13 protein-coding genes and 1 pseudogene are annotated in these 17,610 nt (G+C 72.4%); 9 read left to right on the top strand and 5 right to left on the bottom strand.

The window, feature by feature from the left end; all coding sequences use genetic code 11:
- Positions 1-193 precede the first annotated feature (193 nt).
- Positions 194-1,819 carry an ABC transporter permease gene (locus tag DLJ59_RS30585; protein WP_124777030.1) on the bottom strand — a complete coding sequence of 542 codons (1,626 nt, stop codon included), beginning with the start codon at positions 1,817-1,819 and terminating at the stop codon, positions 194-196.
- 98 nt (positions 1,820-1,917) lie between these two features.
- Positions 1,918-2,838: pseudogene (locus DLJ59_RS30580) on the bottom strand (ABC transporter ATP-binding protein); the annotation flags it as partial.
- A 109-nt stretch (positions 2,839-2,947) separates the two neighbouring features.
- Here DLJ59_RS30580 and DLJ59_RS30575 point away from each other — a divergent pair.
- The 6 genes from DLJ59_RS30575 to DLJ59_RS30550 all read left to right on the top strand — a co-directional run bounded on the left by DLJ59_RS30575 (position 2,948) and on the right by DLJ59_RS30550 (position 7,923).
- Entirely contained in the window at positions 2,948-3,700 is a 753-nt protein-coding gene (locus DLJ59_RS30575) for a TetR family transcriptional regulator (RefSeq protein WP_158630928.1), read from the top strand.
- 153 nt (positions 3,701-3,853) lie between these two features.
- Positions 3,854-4,975 carry a sensor histidine kinase gene (locus DLJ59_RS30570; protein WP_124777024.1) on the top strand — a complete coding sequence of 374 codons (1,122 nt, stop codon included), beginning with the start codon at positions 3,854-3,856 and terminating at the stop codon, positions 4,973-4,975.
- Entirely contained in the window at positions 4,972-5,631 is a 660-nt protein-coding gene (locus DLJ59_RS30565; protein ID WP_124777022.1) for a response regulator, read from the top strand. Before DLJ59_RS30570 ends, DLJ59_RS30565 begins: the two co-directional genes overlap by 4 nt.
- Before the next feature lie 53 nt (positions 5,632-5,684).
- Entirely contained in the window at positions 5,685-6,398 is a 714-nt protein-coding gene (locus DLJ59_RS30560) for an ABC transporter ATP-binding protein (RefSeq protein ID WP_124777020.1), read from the top strand.
- On the top strand, positions 6,395-7,198 hold the full coding sequence (locus DLJ59_RS30555; RefSeq protein WP_124777018.1) for an ABC transporter permease: 804 nt from the start codon (positions 6,395-6,397) through the stop codon (positions 7,196-7,198). Before DLJ59_RS30560 ends, DLJ59_RS30555 begins: the two co-directional genes overlap by 4 nt.
- Positions 7,195-7,923 carry an ABC transporter gene (locus DLJ59_RS30550; RefSeq protein ID WP_124777016.1) on the top strand — a complete coding sequence of 243 codons (729 nt, stop codon included), beginning with the start codon at positions 7,195-7,197 and terminating at the stop codon, positions 7,921-7,923. The genes DLJ59_RS30555 and DLJ59_RS30550 overlap by 4 nt, the downstream gene beginning before the upstream one ends.
- Before the next feature lie 35 nt (positions 7,924-7,958).
- Here DLJ59_RS30550 and DLJ59_RS30545 read toward each other — a convergent pair whose 3' ends face one another.
- Positions 7,959-9,737 (bottom strand): ABC transporter ATP-binding protein, encoded by a 1,779-nt coding sequence (locus DLJ59_RS30545; RefSeq protein WP_208648888.1) that lies wholly within the window; start codon positions 9,735-9,737, stop codon positions 7,959-7,961.
- Positions 9,738-9,834: 97 nt separating this feature from the next.
- Here DLJ59_RS30545 and DLJ59_RS30540 point away from each other — a divergent pair, with 97 nt between their 5' ends.
- Complete coding sequence (locus DLJ59_RS30540; protein WP_124777012.1) at positions 9,835-10,266, top strand: MarR family winged helix-turn-helix transcriptional regulator; 432 nt, start codon at positions 9,835-9,837, stop codon at positions 10,264-10,266.
- 99 nt (positions 10,267-10,365) lie between these two features.
- Entirely contained in the window at positions 10,366-12,150 is a 1,785-nt protein-coding gene (locus DLJ59_RS30535; protein ID WP_124777010.1) for an N-acetylglutaminylglutamine amidotransferase, read from the top strand.
- Between the two features lie 25 nt (positions 12,151-12,175).
- Here DLJ59_RS30535 and DLJ59_RS30530 read toward each other — a convergent pair whose 3' ends face one another.
- A complete protein-coding gene (locus tag DLJ59_RS30530) occupies positions 12,176-13,309 on the bottom strand; it encodes a carboxylate-amine ligase (protein WP_124777008.1) in 1,134 nt (377 codons plus the stop codon).
- A 377-nt stretch (positions 13,310-13,686) separates the two neighbouring features.
- Between DLJ59_RS30530 and DLJ59_RS30520 the strand changes: the two genes are divergently transcribed.
- Positions 13,687-14,991 carry a flavin monoamine oxidase family protein gene (locus DLJ59_RS30520; protein WP_279635788.1) on the top strand — a complete coding sequence of 435 codons (1,305 nt, stop codon included), beginning with the start codon at positions 13,687-13,689 and terminating at the stop codon, positions 14,989-14,991.
- Between the two features lie 111 nt (positions 14,992-15,102).
- Here the strand turns inward: DLJ59_RS30520 and DLJ59_RS30515 are convergent.
- Positions 15,103-17,610 (bottom strand): discoidin domain-containing protein (locus DLJ59_RS30515; RefSeq protein WP_148096982.1); only part of this gene is annotated, 2,508 nt, incomplete at its 5' end.

The following is a 17,610-nucleotide window of genomic DNA, read 5'->3' as shown; positions in this document are numbered from 1 at the left end:
GGAGGTGTGTATAAGAGACAGCCCCTGGGCAACCACACGACCAGCCCTCCTGTGGACACCCGCCCACCTGTGCACAACGCCCAGCCACACCGAAGGTGTGCTAGCTGCTCAGGTGATCGGTGGCAGTTGAGCGGGGTTGGTGTCGGCGTGTCGAGTGGGTGAGCTGCCAGCGATCACAGAAGCGCCGAGCGCCTCAGCTCGGCACATCGCGGTGGCGGAAGGCGGCCACTCCGACGGCGAGCAGGGCCGCGGCCACCGCCGCCAGCACCAGCAGGGGAAGCGCCACCGGGTCGACCGCGGGCACTGCCGGCACATGGGTGTACGGCGAGAGGTCGAGCGCGGCCTGCGGCAGCTTCAGCACCGCGCCGAGCTGCCCGAGGAGCAGGAATACCAGCAGCGCCGTCCAGGACAGCGCCACCGACCAGCGGGGCAGCAGCCCGAAGAGCGCGGTCACCACCCCGGCGACCACGAGCAGGGCGGGCAGCCGCAGCAGCGCCGCACCGCCCAGCTCGACGGCCTGGCCGAGCGGGTCTCCGGTGACGATGCCGTAGCCGAGGCCGGTGGTCACGCCGGCGAGCAGCAGCAGGGCGACCGCGCCGAGGGTCGCGGCGAGCACCTGGGTGCCGAGCCAGCGGGTGCGGCTGACCGCCGTGGCGAGCGCGGCTTCAAGCACCCCGTCGGTTTCGTCGCCGCGTACCCGGAGCAGGGCCTGCACGACGTACGCGCCGATGGTCAGGGCGAAGAGCCCGAGCATCGCGGCCAGGTACGCGTCGACGAGGACGGAGCCTCCGCCCATCGCGCTGATCGCCTCGGCGGCTGCTGGATTCGCGTCGATCATCGCGTTGAACTCGTCGCCCGCGACGCCCATGGAGAAACCGAGCACTGCCACGCCGACGGCCCAGCCGAGCAGGGTGCCGCGCTGCGTCCGCCAGGCCAGCCCAGCGGGGCTGAGCAGCTGCGATGCTCCGCTCGCCGGTCCGCGTCGGGGCGCGATCAGCCCGGCGCCCAGGTCGCGGCGCTCGGCGAGGGCGTACGCCAGTGCCACCCCGGCGAGCAGCAGCGCGACGGGTAGGGCGAGGACCCACCAGCGTTCACCGCCGAAGGCCCGCACCTGGTTGCCCCAGCCGAGCGGGGAGATCCATGAGGGCCAGGCGCTCTGCACCCGGGTGCCGTCGGCGCTCTGCTCGCCGAGCACGTCACCGGCCGCGCGCAGTACGAAGGAGAGCCCGACGGTGGCGGCGGCGAGCGCGTTGGCGCCCCGGGAGGCGACGGAGAGCTGGGCGGTGACGGCGGCGATCGCGGTGAAGGCGACGCCGACACCGCCGATCGCGGCGGCGGCCGCGAGGGAGCCGGCCAGCGGTAGGCCGGCGCCGACCAGCCCGAGCGCGAGCAGCACGGCGGCCGACACGTTCGCCGCGACGGTGACGAGCAGCGCGGCGGTCAGTGACGCGTACCGGCCGACGACGGAAGCCCCGAGCAGCTCGGCTCGACCGGTCTCCTCGTTCTGGCGGGTGTGCCGGGTCACCGCGAAGGTGCTCAGCAGGGCGACGATCAGGGCCAACGTCACGTACGTCTCGGCGACCACCACCGCGCCGAGGTCGGTGCCGTGGATGGGGCCGTTGAAGGCGCGGGCGACCAGGCTGGACGCCGAGGTGGTGGCGTAGCCGAGCCGGGCTGGCTGGTCCGGGTAGATGCCGGCGACGCTGGCCGCGAGGGCATAGCCGAGCAGGGGTGTGCCGAGGACCCAGATCACGAGGCGGATCCGGTCGCGGCGCAGCACGAGCCGGGCCAGCAGGGCCGTGCCGGTCAGCGCGCTCACCGGGCACCACCCTGCGGGGCCTGCGCATCGGCGTCCGAAACGGCGGCGGCCGGAGCGCCCGAGGCGAGCGCGCCGGAGGCCGCAGCACCCGAGGCGGCGGCGTCCGAGGCGGCGGCGGCCGGAGCGGCCGTGGTGGCGGGGTCGTCGCCGTAGTGGCGCAGGAAGAGCTGCTCCAGGGTGGGTGGGGTGCTGGTGAGGGCACGGACGCCGAAGCGGATGAGCTGGCCGAGTAGCGCGTCGAGGTGCGCGGGCTCGACCTCCAGGTGGGTCCGCCCGTCGACCTGGTGCACGTCGTGCACGCCGGGCAGCGCGTCCAGGCCGGTGACCGGGCGGGCGGTCTCGACGGTCACCGCCGTACGGGTGAGGTGGCGCAGCTCGGTGAGGGTGCCGGACTCGACGGTGCGGCCCTCGCGGATGATGCTGACCCGGTCGCAGAGCGCCTCGACCTCGGCGAGCACGTGGCTGGAGAGCAGCACTGTGGCACCGGCCTGCTTGACCCGCCGGACTTCGTCCTGGAACACCGCCTCCATCAGCGGGTCGAGGCCGGAGGTGGGCTCATCGAGCACGTACAGCTCCACGTTGGACGCGAAGGCGGCGACGATGGCGACCTTCTGCCGGTTGCCCTTGGAGTAGGTGCGGCAGCGGCGGGTCGGGTCCAGGTCGAAGCGGTGCAGCAGCTCGTCGCGGCGACGCCGGTCGAGGCCGCCGCGTAGCTGACCGAGCAGGTCGATGGCTTCCCCGCCGGTGAGGTTGGGCCAGAGGTTGACGTCGCCCGGCACGTACGCCAGCCGCCGGTGCAGGCGGACCGCGTCGCGCCACGGATCGGCGTCGAGCACCTGGGCGTCGCCGGAGTCGCGGTGCAGTAGCCCGAGCAGGATCCGGATGGTGGTGGACTTTCCGGAGCCGTTGGGCCCGAGGAAGCCGTGCACCTCCCCCTGCTCGACCCGCAGGTCCAGGCCGTCGAGTGCCCGGATCGCGCCGAACGTCTTGACCAGGTTGCCGATCGAGATGACGGGCATGGCCCCTCCTACCGTTGGCTGCGTCGACCGATCTCACTCTACTGACCGACGGTCAGTCGAATCAACGGTGCTCGTGCCCAACGGTCAGGACGTGGCTAAGCTGACCGGCATGACCGCCGGTCCCGCGGACGACACCCGCACCCGGATCCTGCGCGCCGCGCTCGACCTGTTCGCCGAGCATGGCTACCAGCGCACCTCGCTGCGCCAGATCGGCGAGCGGCTGCGGCTGACCAAGACCGCGATCCTCTACCACTTCCCGACCAAGGAGAACCTGCTCGCTGCCCTGGTCGAGCCGCTGGTGTCCGATCTGGAGGCGCTGCTCGACACCGCGCAGACGCAGCCGAGCGAGCACGCCCGGTGGACGGTGCTGGAGGGGTGGGTCGACATCATGCTCGCCCATCGCCGACCGCTCGGCATGCTCTTCCACGACATCGCGCTGATCGGCCGGGGCGACACGTACCACCGATTGATAGTGATCGCGATGCGCGCCAACGACCTCATCGCGGGGCCGAACGCCGGGCGTCGGGAGCGGGTCCGAGCGGTGCAGGCGATCGGGGCGTGCAGTGATCCGATCGTCTTCTTCACCGACGTGTCCGACGAGGCGCTGCGCGCCGACATGCTCGATGGCGTACGCCGTCTGCTGACCGCGCCGACGGCGGACGCCGCAGGCCCACCGGACGCGGCGCCTGGCGGCGGGGCGGCTGTCGGGCCACGGCGGCCGGGACGGCCGCGGGCGCTGGGCCGGGAGCAGGTCCAGGCGGCCCGGCGGATGCACGCGGCGGGCAGCCACTCGGTGGATGACATCGCCGCCGTGCTGGGCGTCTCGCGGGCCACCGTCTACCGACATCTCGGTGCGGAATAATGAGACGCTTTTAGCGACGGTTTCGAGACGGTTGTGAGCGGACCGGGTCACGCCGCCGGGGTGACACAGCTGCCGCTGCGGTCCAGTTCGCGATCCGTCCAGCCTGGTGAGTCCGCACTCCCGACGACACCGTCCGCCGAGTACGGTGTGGTCGTGCAACGGCGCTTTCCCGCTGGCCGTGCGGGGCCCCGATGGCCACTGGCTGACGGCGCGGCAGCGCTGGTGGTGATCGCGGTGTTCTGGCTGCCCGCAGTGTTCGCGGCGGGCAGCTGGCCGCGCGCCGCTCTGGGCGCCGCACTGGCGGTGGTCACCGCCGCGTGCATGATGCTGCGACACCGGCTCCCCGCGGCGGCGACCACGGCAGCGGCGGCGGCGACCGTCGCCGCGGGCCTGCTCGGCGTCTGCGAGGACCCGATGCTCGCCACCGCCTGGTGCCTCTACGCCCTGGCGCGCGGGCGCGCCGCGCGGATCAGTGGCGGCGTGATCGCTCTGGTCTGTGTGTTCGCTCTGCTGCTGGCGGTGACCGGGGTGGACAGCGGTGGTCCGGGCGGCAGGCGGGTGCTGCTCGCGGCCGCCGCGCTGACCGCCGCCTGGCTGCTCGGCACCGCGGTCGGCCGGGAGATGGAGTCCGCGCGGGAGGCCGAGCGCGCCCGGGTCCAGTTGGACGTGGCGCGGGAGGTGCACGACGTGGTCGGCCATGCCCTCGGGGTGATCTCCGCGCAGGCCAGCGTCGTCTGCAGCCTGCCCGACGCCGACGAACCGGAACTACGCGCCACGCTGGGCGACATCGAATCCCACGCCCGGGAGGCACTGCACGAGATCCAGGCCCTGGTGCGGGGTCTGCGCAATCCCGCGCCCGCCGAGGGCGGGCCCGGCTTGGCCGGTCGTGTGCCGAGCATCGCCGAACTCTCGCCGATGATCGACGACGCCCGCGCGGCCGGGCTCACCGTCGACGCCCACCTCGGTGCCGTCCCGGGCGCGGGCGACGGCACCCGGTTGGTGGTGTTCCGGATCGTGCAGGAGGCGCTGAACAACGTGCTCCGGCACGCCCCCGGCGCCCGCTGCTCGGTCCGGGTCAGTCAGGCCGACGAGGAGATCCGGGTGTGGATTCGCGACCACGGCTCGTCCGTCCCCGGCGCGGGCACCGGGTCCGGGCTCGGGCTACGGGGAATGCGTGAGCGCGCGACGTTGGCGGGTGGGACCGTGTCCTGGCGGCGGCCGGCCGGCGGTGGCTTCGAGGTCAGTGCCCGGCTGCCGGTGGCGGGGCGGCGATGACGGCCGAGGTCAGCGTCTTCCTCGCCGACGACGACGCGGGGTTCCGGCAGGCGTACCGGCGGCTGTTCGACAGTACCGACGGTTTCCGGGTCGCCGGGGAGGCCGCCGACGGTGTCGAGGCGGCCCGGCTGATCGCGGCCCGGCGGCCGGCGGTGGCGCTGCTCGACGTGCAGATACCCGGGATGGACGGTCTTGAGGTGGCACGGGACGTCCTGGCCACCACGTCCACAAAGGTGATCATGCTGACCACCTTCGACCTGGACGAGTACGTGCACACGGCGCTGTCGCTGGGCGCCGCTGGCTTCCTGCTGAAGAACGCGGCGGCGCAGGAGGTGCTGCGGGCGGTGCGTACGGTGCACGCCGGCCACGCCATGCTCGCGCCGGAGGTGACCGGGCGGCTGCTGGAACGACTGGCCCCACCACCACCGCAACGCGCCCATGCCTTCGCCGGGCAGGTGCTCTCCGCACGTGAACTGCAGGTGGTCCGTTTCGTGGCGCGCGGCTACTCCAATCAGCAGATCGCCGACGAGCTGTTCCTGAGTCTGGAGACGGTGCGAACCTACCTGCGGCGGATGTTCGCCAAGCTGGGCGTCAACGACCGGACCCACCTGGCCGTGCTCGCCTACGAGGCGGGCCTGCTGCGCGATCCGCGGTAGGTGTCTACTTCCGGGTGACGCGGGCGGCGGGCGCGGCGGCACATGCTTTCGTCGTGATCGAATTCAACGGCGTGACCAAGCGGTACGGAAAGAAGGTCGCCGTCGCCGAGGTCACCTTCTCGGTGCGGCCCGGCAAGGTCACCGGGTTCCTCGGGCCCAACGGCGCCGGCAAGTCCACCGCGCTGCGCGTGCTGCTGGGTCTGGACCACGCGACGTCCGGCACCGCGCTGATCGACGGCAAACGTTACCGGGATCTGCGCTACCCGCTCCGTACGGTCGGGGCGCTGATCGACGGCGCCGGGCCGGTTGCGGACCGCCGTGGCTTCGACCACCTGAGCTGGATCGCCCGGTCCAACCGGATCCCCCGCTCCCGGGTCGGGGAGGTCCTCGACGCGGTCGGTCTCACCGACGCCGCCAAGCAGCGGGTGGGCAAGTACTCGCTGGGTATGCGGCAGCGGCTGGGCATCGCCGTCGCCCTGCTGGGGGACCCTGACGTGCTGATCCTCGACGAACCGGTGAACGGTTTGGACCCGGACGGCATCCGCTGGATCCGCACCTTTCTGCGCGATTACGCCACCCAGGGCCGTACCGTGCTGCTCTCCAGCCACCTGATGACCGAGATGGCCGACACCGCCGACGACGTGGTGGTGATCGCGAACGGTCGGATCGTCGCGCACGGCTCACTGCCGGAGATCACCGCGGGCCACCCGTCCCTGGAGGCCGCGTTCTTCGCCCTCACCGGCGAGCAGAAGCAGGTGTGGGCGTGAGCGTGCTGTTCGCCGCCACCGGGGCGGAGCTCTCCAAGATCAGATCATCGCGGGCCGTCTGGTTGATCACCGGCGCGGTCATCGCGCTGCATCTGCTGATCGGCCTGGCGAACATTCGCAACACCACGACCGCGGTCGAGGGCATCACCCCGGACGGCCTGATCGAGATCTTCGCCGGTGAACACCGACCCGCCGGGGCGGCGCTGATCGACCTGCTCGTCTCCTTCTCGCTGCAGATCGTGGTGATGTTCCTGCCGATCATCGCGGCGGTGATCGGCGGCCAGGAGTTCCGGGAAGGGCAGTTGGCCCAGTCCGTCCTGGCGGTGCCGCGACGGGGCCTTTTGACGACCGCGAAAGCGATCGCGGTGGTCGTCTTCATGGCCGGGGTCGCGATCCTGGTCGAGTTGATCAGCAACGCCTACCTGTTCCTGGCCGTCAAGGACTGGAATCCCCGTCTGCTGCTCGGCGGCGACACTCTCGCCGACCACGGCACACTGCTCGCTCTCGCGGTGCTGGTCTCGCTGGTCAGCTTCGCGATCACCACGCTGATGCGCAGCACCCTGCTCGGCATCGTGGCGTCGGTGCTGTTGACGGCACTTGCGATGACCCAGGTGCTGGCGCGGACGGTTCCGGCGATCGACGCCCTGCTGCCGGTGAGCGCCGGGCGCAACCTGCTGCTCGACCCCGCCGATGCCGACCTGTCGTCGAGCGCGGGGTACGCCGCCATCGTCCTGGTGGCCTGGACGCTGCTCTGCACAGTGGCCGCCGGTCTGCTGCTCAGCCGCCGGGACGCCCGATGACCGCCGTGACCACCGCACGACCGGCGATCCGCGTGGCCGATCTCGTGGCGGCGGAACTCATCAAGATCCGCAGTCTGCCGGCGACATGGATCGCCCTGGCCGTCGCGGTGGTCGCCAACGCCACGCTCGGCTTCATCGCGGCCACCGACGTGATCCGTCTCGCGGGTGACGACGGCCCGACCAGCATCGCCGAGATCGGCACGGTGATGCTGGCGCCGGTCTACGCGTACCTGGCAATCCCGGTCTTCGCAGCCGGCAGCGAGTACCGGGGAGGACAGTTGCGGCTGAGCCTCGCCGCGGTACCCGGACGCGGCCGCTTTCTCGCCGCCAAGTTGCTGGCCACCCTGGCGGCAAGCCTGGTCGCGGCGGTTCTGGTGGTGCTTCCGAACCTGGTGCTGCGGGGCGCGCTCGGCGACCTCGGTCGTCACCTGGTGGTGTACCTGCTGCTGGCGCTGATCGGGTACGGTCTCGCGTTCGCCGTCCGCACGGTGGTCACTCCGATCGCGGTCCTGTGCACCTTTCCGATCCTGATCTCGACCACCCTGGGTGGTCTCTGGCCGGAGGCGGTCCGGCTGCTGCCGCACGAGACGGCGCTGAGCCTGCTGGACATGCCGGCGGACCCGGCCACCGCGCTCAGCCCGGTCGCCGGCCTGCTGGTCCTCGCGGCGTGGGCTACCGGGTCAGTGACGATCGCCTGGATTCTGGTGACCCGGCGCGACGTCTGATCCGACCTCCGGACAGGCGCGGCGTCCGCCGATGCTCAGGCGGCGAGGGTGGCGTAGCGGCCGTTGCGGTTCAGCAGGCTGTCGTGGGTGCCGGCCTCGACGATGCGACCGTGGTCGAGCACCGCGATCTGGTCGGCGTCGCGGACGGTGGAGAGCCGGTGCGCGATGGTGATCGTGGTGCGCCCCTGGGCGAGCACGTCGAAGGCCCGCTGCACGGCCCGTTCGGTCTCGGTGTCCAGCGCGCTGGTGGCCTCGTCGAGGACCAGGATGCGCGGGTCGCGCAGCAGCGTACGGGCGATCGCGAGGCGCTGCTTCTCGCCGCCGGAGAACCGGTGGCCGCGCGAGCCGACCATGGTGTCGTACCCGTCGGGCAGCCCGGCGATGAGGTCGTGGATCTGGGCGGCGCGGGCGGCGTCCTCGATCTCGGTGTCGGTGGCTGCCGGCCGGGCGTAACGCAGGTTCTCCCGGACGGTGGTGTGCAGCAGGTACGTCTCCTGGCTGACCACGCCGACGATCGCGGCCAGATCGGCCAGGCGTAGGTCCCGCAGGTCGACGCCGTCGACGGTGATCCGGCCGGCGGTGGGGTCGTGCAGCCGGCTGACCAGCCCGGCGAGGGTGCTCTTGCCGGAGCCGGTCTCACCGACCAGGGCGAGGCTGGTGCCGGCCGGCACGTCGAGGGTGATCCCGGCGAGGGCGGCGGTGTCGCTGCCCGGGTAGCCGAAGGTGACGTCCTCCAGGCGCAGGTGCCCACGCACCCGGGCGGGGTCGAGGTGGACCGGGTCGGTGGGGTCGGCCACGTCGACCGGCAGGTCCAGGTATTCGAAGATCCGGGCGAAGAGCGCCAGCGACGCGGTGAGTGAGACACCCACGTTGAGCAGCCCCATCAGCGGCCGGAACAGGCCGCCCTGCAGGGCCGTGAAGGCGACCAGGGTGCCGATGCTCAGCGTGCCGGCGGTGCCGGGCAGCCCGGCGGCGAGGTAGATGACCGCCGGTACGGCGGCGAAGATGATGCTCATCGAGGCCATCCGCCAGCGGCCGGCCAGCTCACTGCGCAGCTCCAGGTCGACCAGGCGCTCCGAGGAGGCGGTGAACCGCTCGATCAGCGCGGGACCGGTGCCGAGGGTCTTGGCCAGCTGTACCCCGCTGATCGAGAGCCCCTCCTCCACCGTGACGTTGAGGTCGGCGAGTTCGCGTTGCCGCTGGGCGGTGATCTCGCGGCGCATCCGGGCGACCCGACGGGTCAGCCAGATGGCCGGCGGCAGCACCACGAGCGAGACCAGGGAGAGCTGCCAGGAGAGCGCGATCATGGCGACGGCGGTGGCGACCACCGTGGTGAGGTTGGCCGCGACGGCGGTGGCGGTGGAGGTGACCACCGACTGCATGCCGCCGATGTCGTTGGTGATCCGGGACTGCACCTCGCCGGTGCGGGTGCGGGTGAAGAAGCCCAGCGACTGGCGCTGGAGGTGGCTGAAGACGTCGGTGCGCAGCCGGTGCATGACCCGCTGGCCGACCTGGGTGGAGATCCACGTCTGCACGACGCCGAGGGCGGAGGTCACGGCCGCGACGGCGACCATGCCGAGGACCAGCCAGACCAGCAGCGTCACGTCGCCCTGCGGCAGGGCCCGGTCGATCACGGCACGGAGCAGGAACGGGCTGGCCATCGCGACGATCGAGGAGACCACGATGATCGCGGTGACGGCGGCCAAGGCGGGCCGGTGCGGGGTGAACAGGCGGCCGATGCGACGCAGCGACACCTGGCGGGCCTGCGTCTTCTCTTCGGCGCTGACGGTGCGGTGGCCGCGGTCGCGGCCCATCGGGGTGGGTTCCAAGGGGGCACTACCTTTCGTCGACGGCATTGCTGAGGTTACCTCATCATGAGGGAGCAACCACATCTCCTGCTACCGTATTCCGGTGACCGAGCACACCGCCGACAGCGCCGACGACGAGAGCCTGGCGGAGACGTTCTGGGCGGTGGCGTCCCGTCTGCGCCGGCAGGCCCGGGACTCGCTGGCACCCTGGGATGTCACCCCCAGCCAGTCCCGGGCGCTGAGCGTGCTGGCGCGGCACGGCGAGGTACGCCCCGGCACCCTCGCCGACCACCTGCGCATCGCGCCCCGCTCGGCGACCGAGGTCGTCGACGACCTCCAGACCCGGGGGCTGGTCGAGCGCCGACCCGACCCGGCCGATCGGCGGGCGACCCTGGTCGCGCTCACCGCGGAGGGCGACCGGGTCAGCACCGCTATCCGTGCCGCACGCCGGGCCGAGGCCGACCGGTTCTTCGGCCACCTCAACGACACCGACCGCGCCGAACTGGCCCGCATCCTGCGCACCCTGCTCGACTGACGGGTTTGCCACCGGAGCCCGCGGGTAGCCAGCGGCCCCCGTCCGGTCGACGGGACCGGCCGGCACCGGTCGGGGCGAGGTGGACAGGAGGCCCGGCTGATGTGCGGGATCAGCGGGGAGGCGCGATTCGACGGCCGTTCGCCAGACGCGGCGGCGGTCACCCGGATGACCGAGGCGATGCGCTCGCGCGGCCCGGATGACGAGGGCCTGTTCACCGACGGCTGGGTGACCCTCGGGCACCGCCGGCTGACCATCATCGACCTGTCCGACGCGGGCGGGCAGCCGATGGTCCGCGACGACCTGGGCCTGGCGCTGGTCTTCAACGGCTGCATCTACAACTACCCCGAGCTGCGCGAGGAGCTGCGTCGCGCCGGGTACGCCTTCCACTCCACCAGCGACACCGAGGTGATCCTGGTGGCGTACGCGCACTGGGGTGAACGTTTCGTCGACCACCTGGTCGGCATGTTCGCGATCGGGCTGGTCGACCGGGCCCGACGGCGACTGATCCTGGCCCGCGACCGGCTCGGCATCAAACCGCTCTACCTCGCCGAGGCGCCGGGGCGGATCCGGTTCGCCTCCACCCTGCCCGCGCTGCTGGCCGCCGGCGACGTCGACACCGGCATCGACCCGGTGGCGCTGCACCACTACCTGTCCTGGCACTCCATCGTGCCCGCGCCGCGCACTGTGCTGCGCGGTGTGCGCAAGCTGCCGCCAGCCACCCTGCGGGTGATCGAGGCGGACGGGAGCAGCCGCGAGGAGGTGTACTGGCGACCCGACTACGTGCGGGAGCCCGCCGACGCGGGGATGGACGCCGCCGACTGGCGGGCCGCGATCGGTGACGCGCTGCGCGCGGCGGTACGCCGACGACTGGTCGCCGACGTGCCGGTGGGGGTGCTGCTCTCCGGCGGACTGGACTCCAGCCTCATCGTGGCGCTGCTCGCCGAGGCCGGTCAGCAACACCTGCGCACGTTCAGCATCGGCTTCGACAGCCACGACGGCGAGTCCGGCGACGAGTTCCACTACTCCGACCTGGTGGCCCGCGCGTTCGACACCGACCACCACCGGATCCAACTGGCCGACGACGACCTGGTGCCCGCCGTCCGACGGGCCGTGCTGGCGATGACCGAGCCGATGGGCAGCCACGACGTGGTCGCCTTCCACCTGCTCTCCGAGCAGGTGGCGCAACACGTGAAGGTCGCCCAGTCGGGGCAGGGCGCTGACGAGGTGTTCGCCGGGTACGGCTACCACCAGCCACTGGTCGCGGCGCCCCGGCACGGCGCCGCCGAGACGTTCGCCGCCGCGTTCTTCGACCGCGACCACGACGAGCTGCGCCGCATCGTCGGCCCGGCGTACGCCCTGGAGCAGGACGCCAGCCGGGACCTGCTCACCGGGCACCTCAGTGCGCCCGGGGCGCAGACCGCGCTGGACGCGGTGCTGCGCCTGGACACCCACCTGATGCTCCCCGACGACCCGGTCAAGCGGGTGGACAGCATGAGCATGGCGTGGGGTCTGGAGGTGCGCACGCCCTTCCTCGACCAGGACCTGGTCACCCTGGCCGCGCACTGCCCGCCGGAGCACAAGGTCGCCCAGGGCGGCAAGGGCGTGCTCAAGGAGGTCGCCCGGGAGGTGCTGCCCGGCGAGGTGATCGACCGGCCCAAGGGCTACTTTCCGGTGCCGGCGCTGCGCAACGTGGACGGCCCGGTTCGCGAGCTGGTCGCCGAGGCGTTGCAGGCGCCGGCCGCGCGCGAGCGGGGGCTGTTCCGCCCGGAGTACGTGGCCCATCTGCTCGCCGAGCCGGATCGGGCGCAGGCGGCGGCCGGCAGCAACAAGCTGTGGCAGCTCGGTTTGCTGGAGCTGTGGCTACAGACGCACGACATTCGCTGAGCCGCCGGTGCGCGCTGACGGGTGGTCAGCCGGCGGCTGTGCGGCTGATCAGGTCGTCGAGGACCACGCGCAGGTCCCCGGCACGCTCCAGCACCTGCCGCTGCCGGGTCGCACCGGTGCCGTCACGGCGTAGCCGGGCGAGCTGGGCCAACACGTACCCGAGGTCGCCGTGGCGCAGCAGGGCCGGGGCGATCACCGCCATCAGCTCGTCGACGAGCGCCCAGGCCGGACGGGTGCCGCCGGCCCGCAGGTCGATCAGTTCGCCGTCGAGACCGTCGTGGGCGGCCCGCCAGTGCGCCGCGGCGACCAGGCAGTCCCGGACGTTCGGGGCGGTCACTCCGGCGCGTACGTCGTCGGCGAGGGTGGCCACCAGCGACCGGACCAACGCGGCGACCAGCACCGCGTCGTCGACCTCGGCGCAGACGTCACCGACCCGCACCTCCACCGTCGGGTAGGTCGAGGACGGTCGGGCGTACCAGTAGACCATCGCCGCGTCGAGCATGATGCCGGCGGCGATCAGCTGGTCGACGGTGCGGTCGTAGTCGGCGGCCGAGTCGAAGTACGGCGTGGGCCCGATGCTGGGCCAGCGTTCCAACTGCATCGAACGCCAACTGGCGTGCCCGGTGTCGTAGCCGTCGTGCAGCGGCGAGTTGGTGGTGATCGCCTGCACCACCGGCAGCCACACCCGCAGGTGGTTGCAGACCTGCACGGCCAGTTCCCGGTCGGGCAGCCCGACGTGCACGTGGCAGCCGCACACCGCCGGGTCGTGCGCCACCGGCCCGTACCGCCGGGACATCGCGTGGTAACGCGGTTCGTCGGGGACCGTTCGGTGCGGTTCGGCCACCGGGGTGGCGCCGACCGCCACCAGTCGGGCCCCGGCCGCCGTGGCGGCCTCGGCGGCGGAGCGACGCAGCGCCACCAGGTGCGCGCGCAGCTCGGTGAGGTCGGCGCAGACCGGGGTGACCATCTCCACCATGCTGTGCCGGAACTCCTGGCGGCTCTGGTCCCGGGCGGGGCCGTGCAGCGCGGCGAGCACCTGGTCGGCGACGGGCAGGTTCCGACCACTGTCCGGGTCGAGCAGCAGGTACTCCTCCTCCACGCCGAGCGTGAGGGTCGACAGGTCGGGCACGGTGTCGACGGCGGTCGGACGGTAGGCCATGACCCCTCCCCATCCCCTGCTGCGGCCGGTGCCTCGGGTTCCCGACCACTCCTGCGGCAAACGTCCGGTTCAGGGCGTCGCCAGGGCCGTCGCGCGTGCGGTGAGAAAGGCCCGTTCGGCCGCGTTGTCCGTCAGTGCGACGGCCCTCCGGTACGCCTCGACGGCCTCTCCGACCCGGCCCAGCCGGGCCAGCGGGTCGGCCCCCTTTGCTCTGCACCCGCGGAGGCGACGGGCGCGGCGGGGCCGGGTGTCGCCTCGGCGGGTGCAGAGCAAAGGGCGAAGGGACGGCGGATGGTGTCGCTGGGGCCTGCGACCGGAGCCGGTAGTCATGCCCCCGACGGTTGTGGGTAGACCCCGGTGTGGTTGACGGATTCCGGGTGGTCGTGGTCGGTGCCGGCTTCTCCGGTCTGACAGCCGCGCTGGCGCTCAGCCGCGCCGGCGCCCAGGTGCGGGTGCTGGAGGCCCGCGACCGGGTGGGCGGTCGGGTGCTGACCCGCTGGCTGCCCGAGCTCACCCAACTCGATCTGGGGGCGCAGTGGATCGGCCCGACCCAGGACCGGATGTACACGCTGGTCGCCGAGCACGGGCTGGCCACCTTCGCTTCGGCATCGGTCGGCGCGCCCACCCTGCTCTGGGCCGGTCGGCGCCGGGCCGAGCCGCCGGCGCAGGTTGGCCGGGTGCTCGGCCTGCTCGACGAGTACGCCGCACGACTGGACCCGGACGCGCCGTGGGCGACGCCGGAGGCCGCGAGGTGGGACCAGACGACCCTGGGCGGGTGGCTCACCACCACGGCCGGGGACGACGACACCGCCGACTATCTGGGTCGGTTGCTCGCCGGCGGGCTGCTGGCCAGCGGCGCGGACGAGCTGTCCCTGTTGCACCTGCTGTTCTACCTGCGCAGCGCCGGCGGGACCGGGCCGTTGCTGGGGATGGCCGGTGGCGCGCAACAGGACCGGATCGTGGGCGGGCCGCCGGCGCTGGCCGAGCGAATGGCCACCGCCCTGCCGCCGGGGACGCTGACGCTGGCCACGCCGGTGCGGGCCATCGAACAGACAGTCGACGGCGCGACCGCGTGGACCGACACCGGGCGCGTCGACGGCGACGCCGTGGTGGTCGCGCTGGCCCCGGCGCTGGCCGGCCGGATCCGGTACGACCCGCCGCTGCCCCCGCTGCGTGACGGCCTCACCCAGCGCATGCCGATGGGTTCGGCGCTGAAGGTGCACGCCGTCTACCCGGAGCCGTTCTGGCGTGGCGACGGGCGCTCCGGAGTAGCCACCAGCAGCGTCGGTCCGCTCACCGAGACTGTCGACAACTCCACCCCGACGTCGCCGCTCGGGGTGCTGACCGGCTTCAGCTACTCCACCGACGCCGCCATGCTGCGCGGCATGTCCCCCGCAGGGCGTCGGCGATGCCTGCTTGAGGCGTTCGCCAGTGTGGTCGGGCCGCGCGCCGAAGACCCGGTGGACCTCGTCGAGTACGACTGGTCTGCCGACGAGTGGACCCGGGGCTGCTTCTCCGGTGCGCTCACCCCGGGCACCTGGCGGACGTACGGCCCGCACCTGCGGGCGCCGGTGGGGCGGGTGCACTGGGCGGGCACCGAGACGGCCACCCGCTGGAGTGGCTACCTGGAGGGCGCGGTGCGCGCCGGTGAACGGGCGGCGGCCGAGGTGCTGGCCCGTTGAGCGGCACGACCGTGGCCGGCCCGGTCTCGGCGGGACCGGGCCGGCCTCGGCCCACGGTGCGACCCGGCCGACCCGGTCCGTCAGACGTCCGGGCCGGCGCGGGCGCCCGGGTCAGGGGTAGGTGGTCAGGTACACCGTCTGGTTGGCCGCGTTCGCGGTGCCACCGGCGTTGTTGATCACCCGGTTGATGGTGCCGACGCCACCGAGCGAGACGGTGACCATGTTCGTGAAGCGCACGTTCGGGTTGGTGGGCACCTCGAAGGACCGTTCCTCGACCACGGCCGGGTTGACGTTGAAGTAGCTGTAGCTGCCCAGCCCGAACGCCTGGTGACTGGTCACCGAGTCGGCGACCTTGTACGCGGCGTAGCCCCGGGTCGACCCGTTCATCCAGGCCGCCTGGTTCGGAACGTCGTACGGCAGCTCGTTCTGGTAGAAGTACGTCCGCCCGCCGTTGCCGTTCCAGATGGTCTGGTACTTCTGGTAGTGCTCGACGAAGAGGCCGTACATGGTGACGTTGTCGCCGTTGACGGTGAGCCCGGTGTCGGCGGTGTTCAGCGTCCACCCGGTCGGCACGCCGCTGGCGGCGTGATCGGCCCGCCACAGCCACATGTGGTCGCCGATCACGTTGTCGCTGTTGACGGTCAGCGTGTTGGTGGCCCTGCCGACGTGCGGCCCGCCGATGCGGAAGAACACGTCGTGCAGCGAGGTCGGGTTGGTGGCGTGGCTCGCGGACGAGCCGGACGGCCCGACCTCCATCAGCACCGGCGAGTTCGTCGTGCCGGCCTCGAACATGATGCCGGCCACCTTCACGCCGTCCACATCGGCCACCCGCATGCCCACCGCGCCGTTGTCGGCCTGGATGGTGGCCAGGCCGAGGCCGAGGATCACCGTGTCGGCCCGGTTGACCTGGATCGGCTCGGTGACGTGGTGCACGCCCGGGGTGAAGAGCAGGTGCCGCCCCTGGGCGAGGGCCGCGTTGATGGTGGCGGCGCTGGTGCCGGGTTGGACCACGTAGAACTGCGACAGCGAGATGGATGAGCCGGCCGGGGTCTTGTTGTACCAGCTGGTGCCGGTGGAGTTGGCCCGCAGGGCCGGCACGAAGACCCGGTACTCGCCGGTGCCGTCGACGTACAGGAACGGCTTCTCGCGGACCTGCGGGGTCTGCGCGATGACGGTGTGCGACGGGTTGGGGAAGCTCGGCGCCGGGGCGCCGACGACGCCCTGGAAGACCATGTTCCAGACCGAGCCGGTCCAGCCGTTGCCGAACTCGCTGTTGCGCGAGTACCACTGTTGCTGCGAGCCGGAGACGACCAGGCCGTCGATGCGGGTGTCGGCGAGCAGGCCGCCGCTGGACCAGCCGTCGCCGCCGTTCCAGAGCTGGATCTGGTTCTGCGCGCCGCGCAGGTGCATCCGTCGGTACGGCGCGGCCTGCGACACCGCCCACCGCTCCACGGTCTGCCCGGCGGGCAGGGTGACGGAGAGGTTCTCGGCGGCCCGCCAGAAGTTCTGGGTGGCGTTGCCGCCCATCCAGAACGCCTCCGCGCGCACGTGGCCGTTGAGGTTGACGTCGTCGGGGCTCAGGCCGAGCCCGGCGACCTGGGTGAAGAAGCCGAGGTTGACGTCTGCGGTGTAGGTACCGGGCTTGAACAGCACCGCGTGGCGCTGCGGGCCGAACTGGTTGGTCTCCTGCTGCGTGAAGAGGGTGTTCAGTCGACTCTGGATGGTCGACGTCGGGGTGCTCGGGTCGAAGACGACGGTGTTCGCGCCGAGGTTGGGGTTGTACGGGTCGGTCGTGCCGACCGGGGGCTCGCTGGTGCCACCGGTGGTGTTGACCGTCAGCTCCCACAGCGAGTAGCCGTAGGCGGTGCCCCGGGCGGTGCCGTACATCCGCAGGTAGCGGCCGCTGCCGGTGACGGCGAGGGACTGCGTGCCGCCGGTGGCCGTGGTGGTGGAGTAGATCGTCGTCCAGGTGGCCCCGTCGGCCGAGGTCTGGAGCTGGAAGGCCCGGGCGTACGCGGCCTCCCAGGTGAGCACCACCCGGCAGATGGTGCGCGTGCTGCCGAGGTCGACGCGCAGCCACTGCGGGTCGCTGGCGGCGCTGGCCCAGCGGGTGCCCGGGTTGCCGTCGACGGCGGCGGACGCGGCGAGGCCGGCGTCCTGGGTGGATGAGGCGGTGGCCGGGCTACCCTGCGCGACGTTGGTGCCGCCGCAGGTCGGCGTGGTGCCGCCGGTCTCGCCGTAGACCTGGAACTCCCAAAGCGAGTAGCCGTAGCCGGTGCCCCGGGCGGTGCCGTTCATCCGGACGTAGCGGCCGGCGCCGGTGACTGCGAGGTTCTGGGTGCCGCCGGTGCCGGTGGTGGTGGAGTAGATCGTCGTCCAGGTGGCTCCGTCGTCGGAGGTCTGGAGCTGGAAGTCTCGGCCGTAGGCGCCCTCCCAGAGCAGGTTCACCTGGCTGATGGTGGCCCGGGCGCCCAGGTCGACCTGGAGCCACTGCGGGTCGCTGAACGCGCTGGCCCAGCGGGTGCCGGTGTTGCCGTCGACGGCTGCGGAAGCTGGGGTGCCGGCGTTCTCGGTGGACGAGGCGGTGGCGGGGCGGCCCTGGGACAGCAGGGTGGGCGC

Source organism: Micromonospora inaquosa (assembly GCF_003857055.1).
Lineage (GTDB): Bacteria > Actinomycetota > Actinomycetes > Mycobacteriales > Micromonosporaceae > Micromonospora > Micromonospora inaquosa.
The sequence above is the reverse complement of the archived record's forward strand: the minus strand, read 5'-3'. Positions and strand labels throughout refer to the sequence as shown.

What these genes read in the sequence shown, in the direction of transcription:
- DLJ59_RS30575 (WP_158630928.1), top strand. Translation starts at nt 2,948, where the DNA reads ATGACCGCCGGTCCCGCGGACGACACCCGCACCCGGATCCTGCGCGCC.
- DLJ59_RS30565 (WP_124777022.1), top strand. Translation starts at nt 4,972, where the DNA reads ATGACGGCCGAGGTCAGCGTCTTCCTCGCCGACGACGACGCGGGGTTC.
- DLJ59_RS30550 (WP_124777016.1), top strand. Translation starts at nt 7,195, where the DNA reads ATGACCGCCGTGACCACCGCACGACCGGCGATCCGCGTGGCCGATCTC.
- DLJ59_RS30545 (WP_208648888.1), bottom strand. Translation starts at nt 9,737, where the DNA reads ATGGGCCGCGACCGCGGCCACCGCACCGTCAGCGCCGAAGAGAAGACG.
- DLJ59_RS30535 (WP_124777010.1), top strand. Translation starts at nt 10,366, where the DNA reads ATGTGCGGGATCAGCGGGGAGGCGCGATTCGACGGCCGTTCGCCAGAC.
- DLJ59_RS30530 (WP_124777008.1), bottom strand. Translation starts at nt 13,309, where the DNA reads ATGGCCTACCGTCCGACCGCCGTCGACACCGTGCCCGACCTGTCGACC.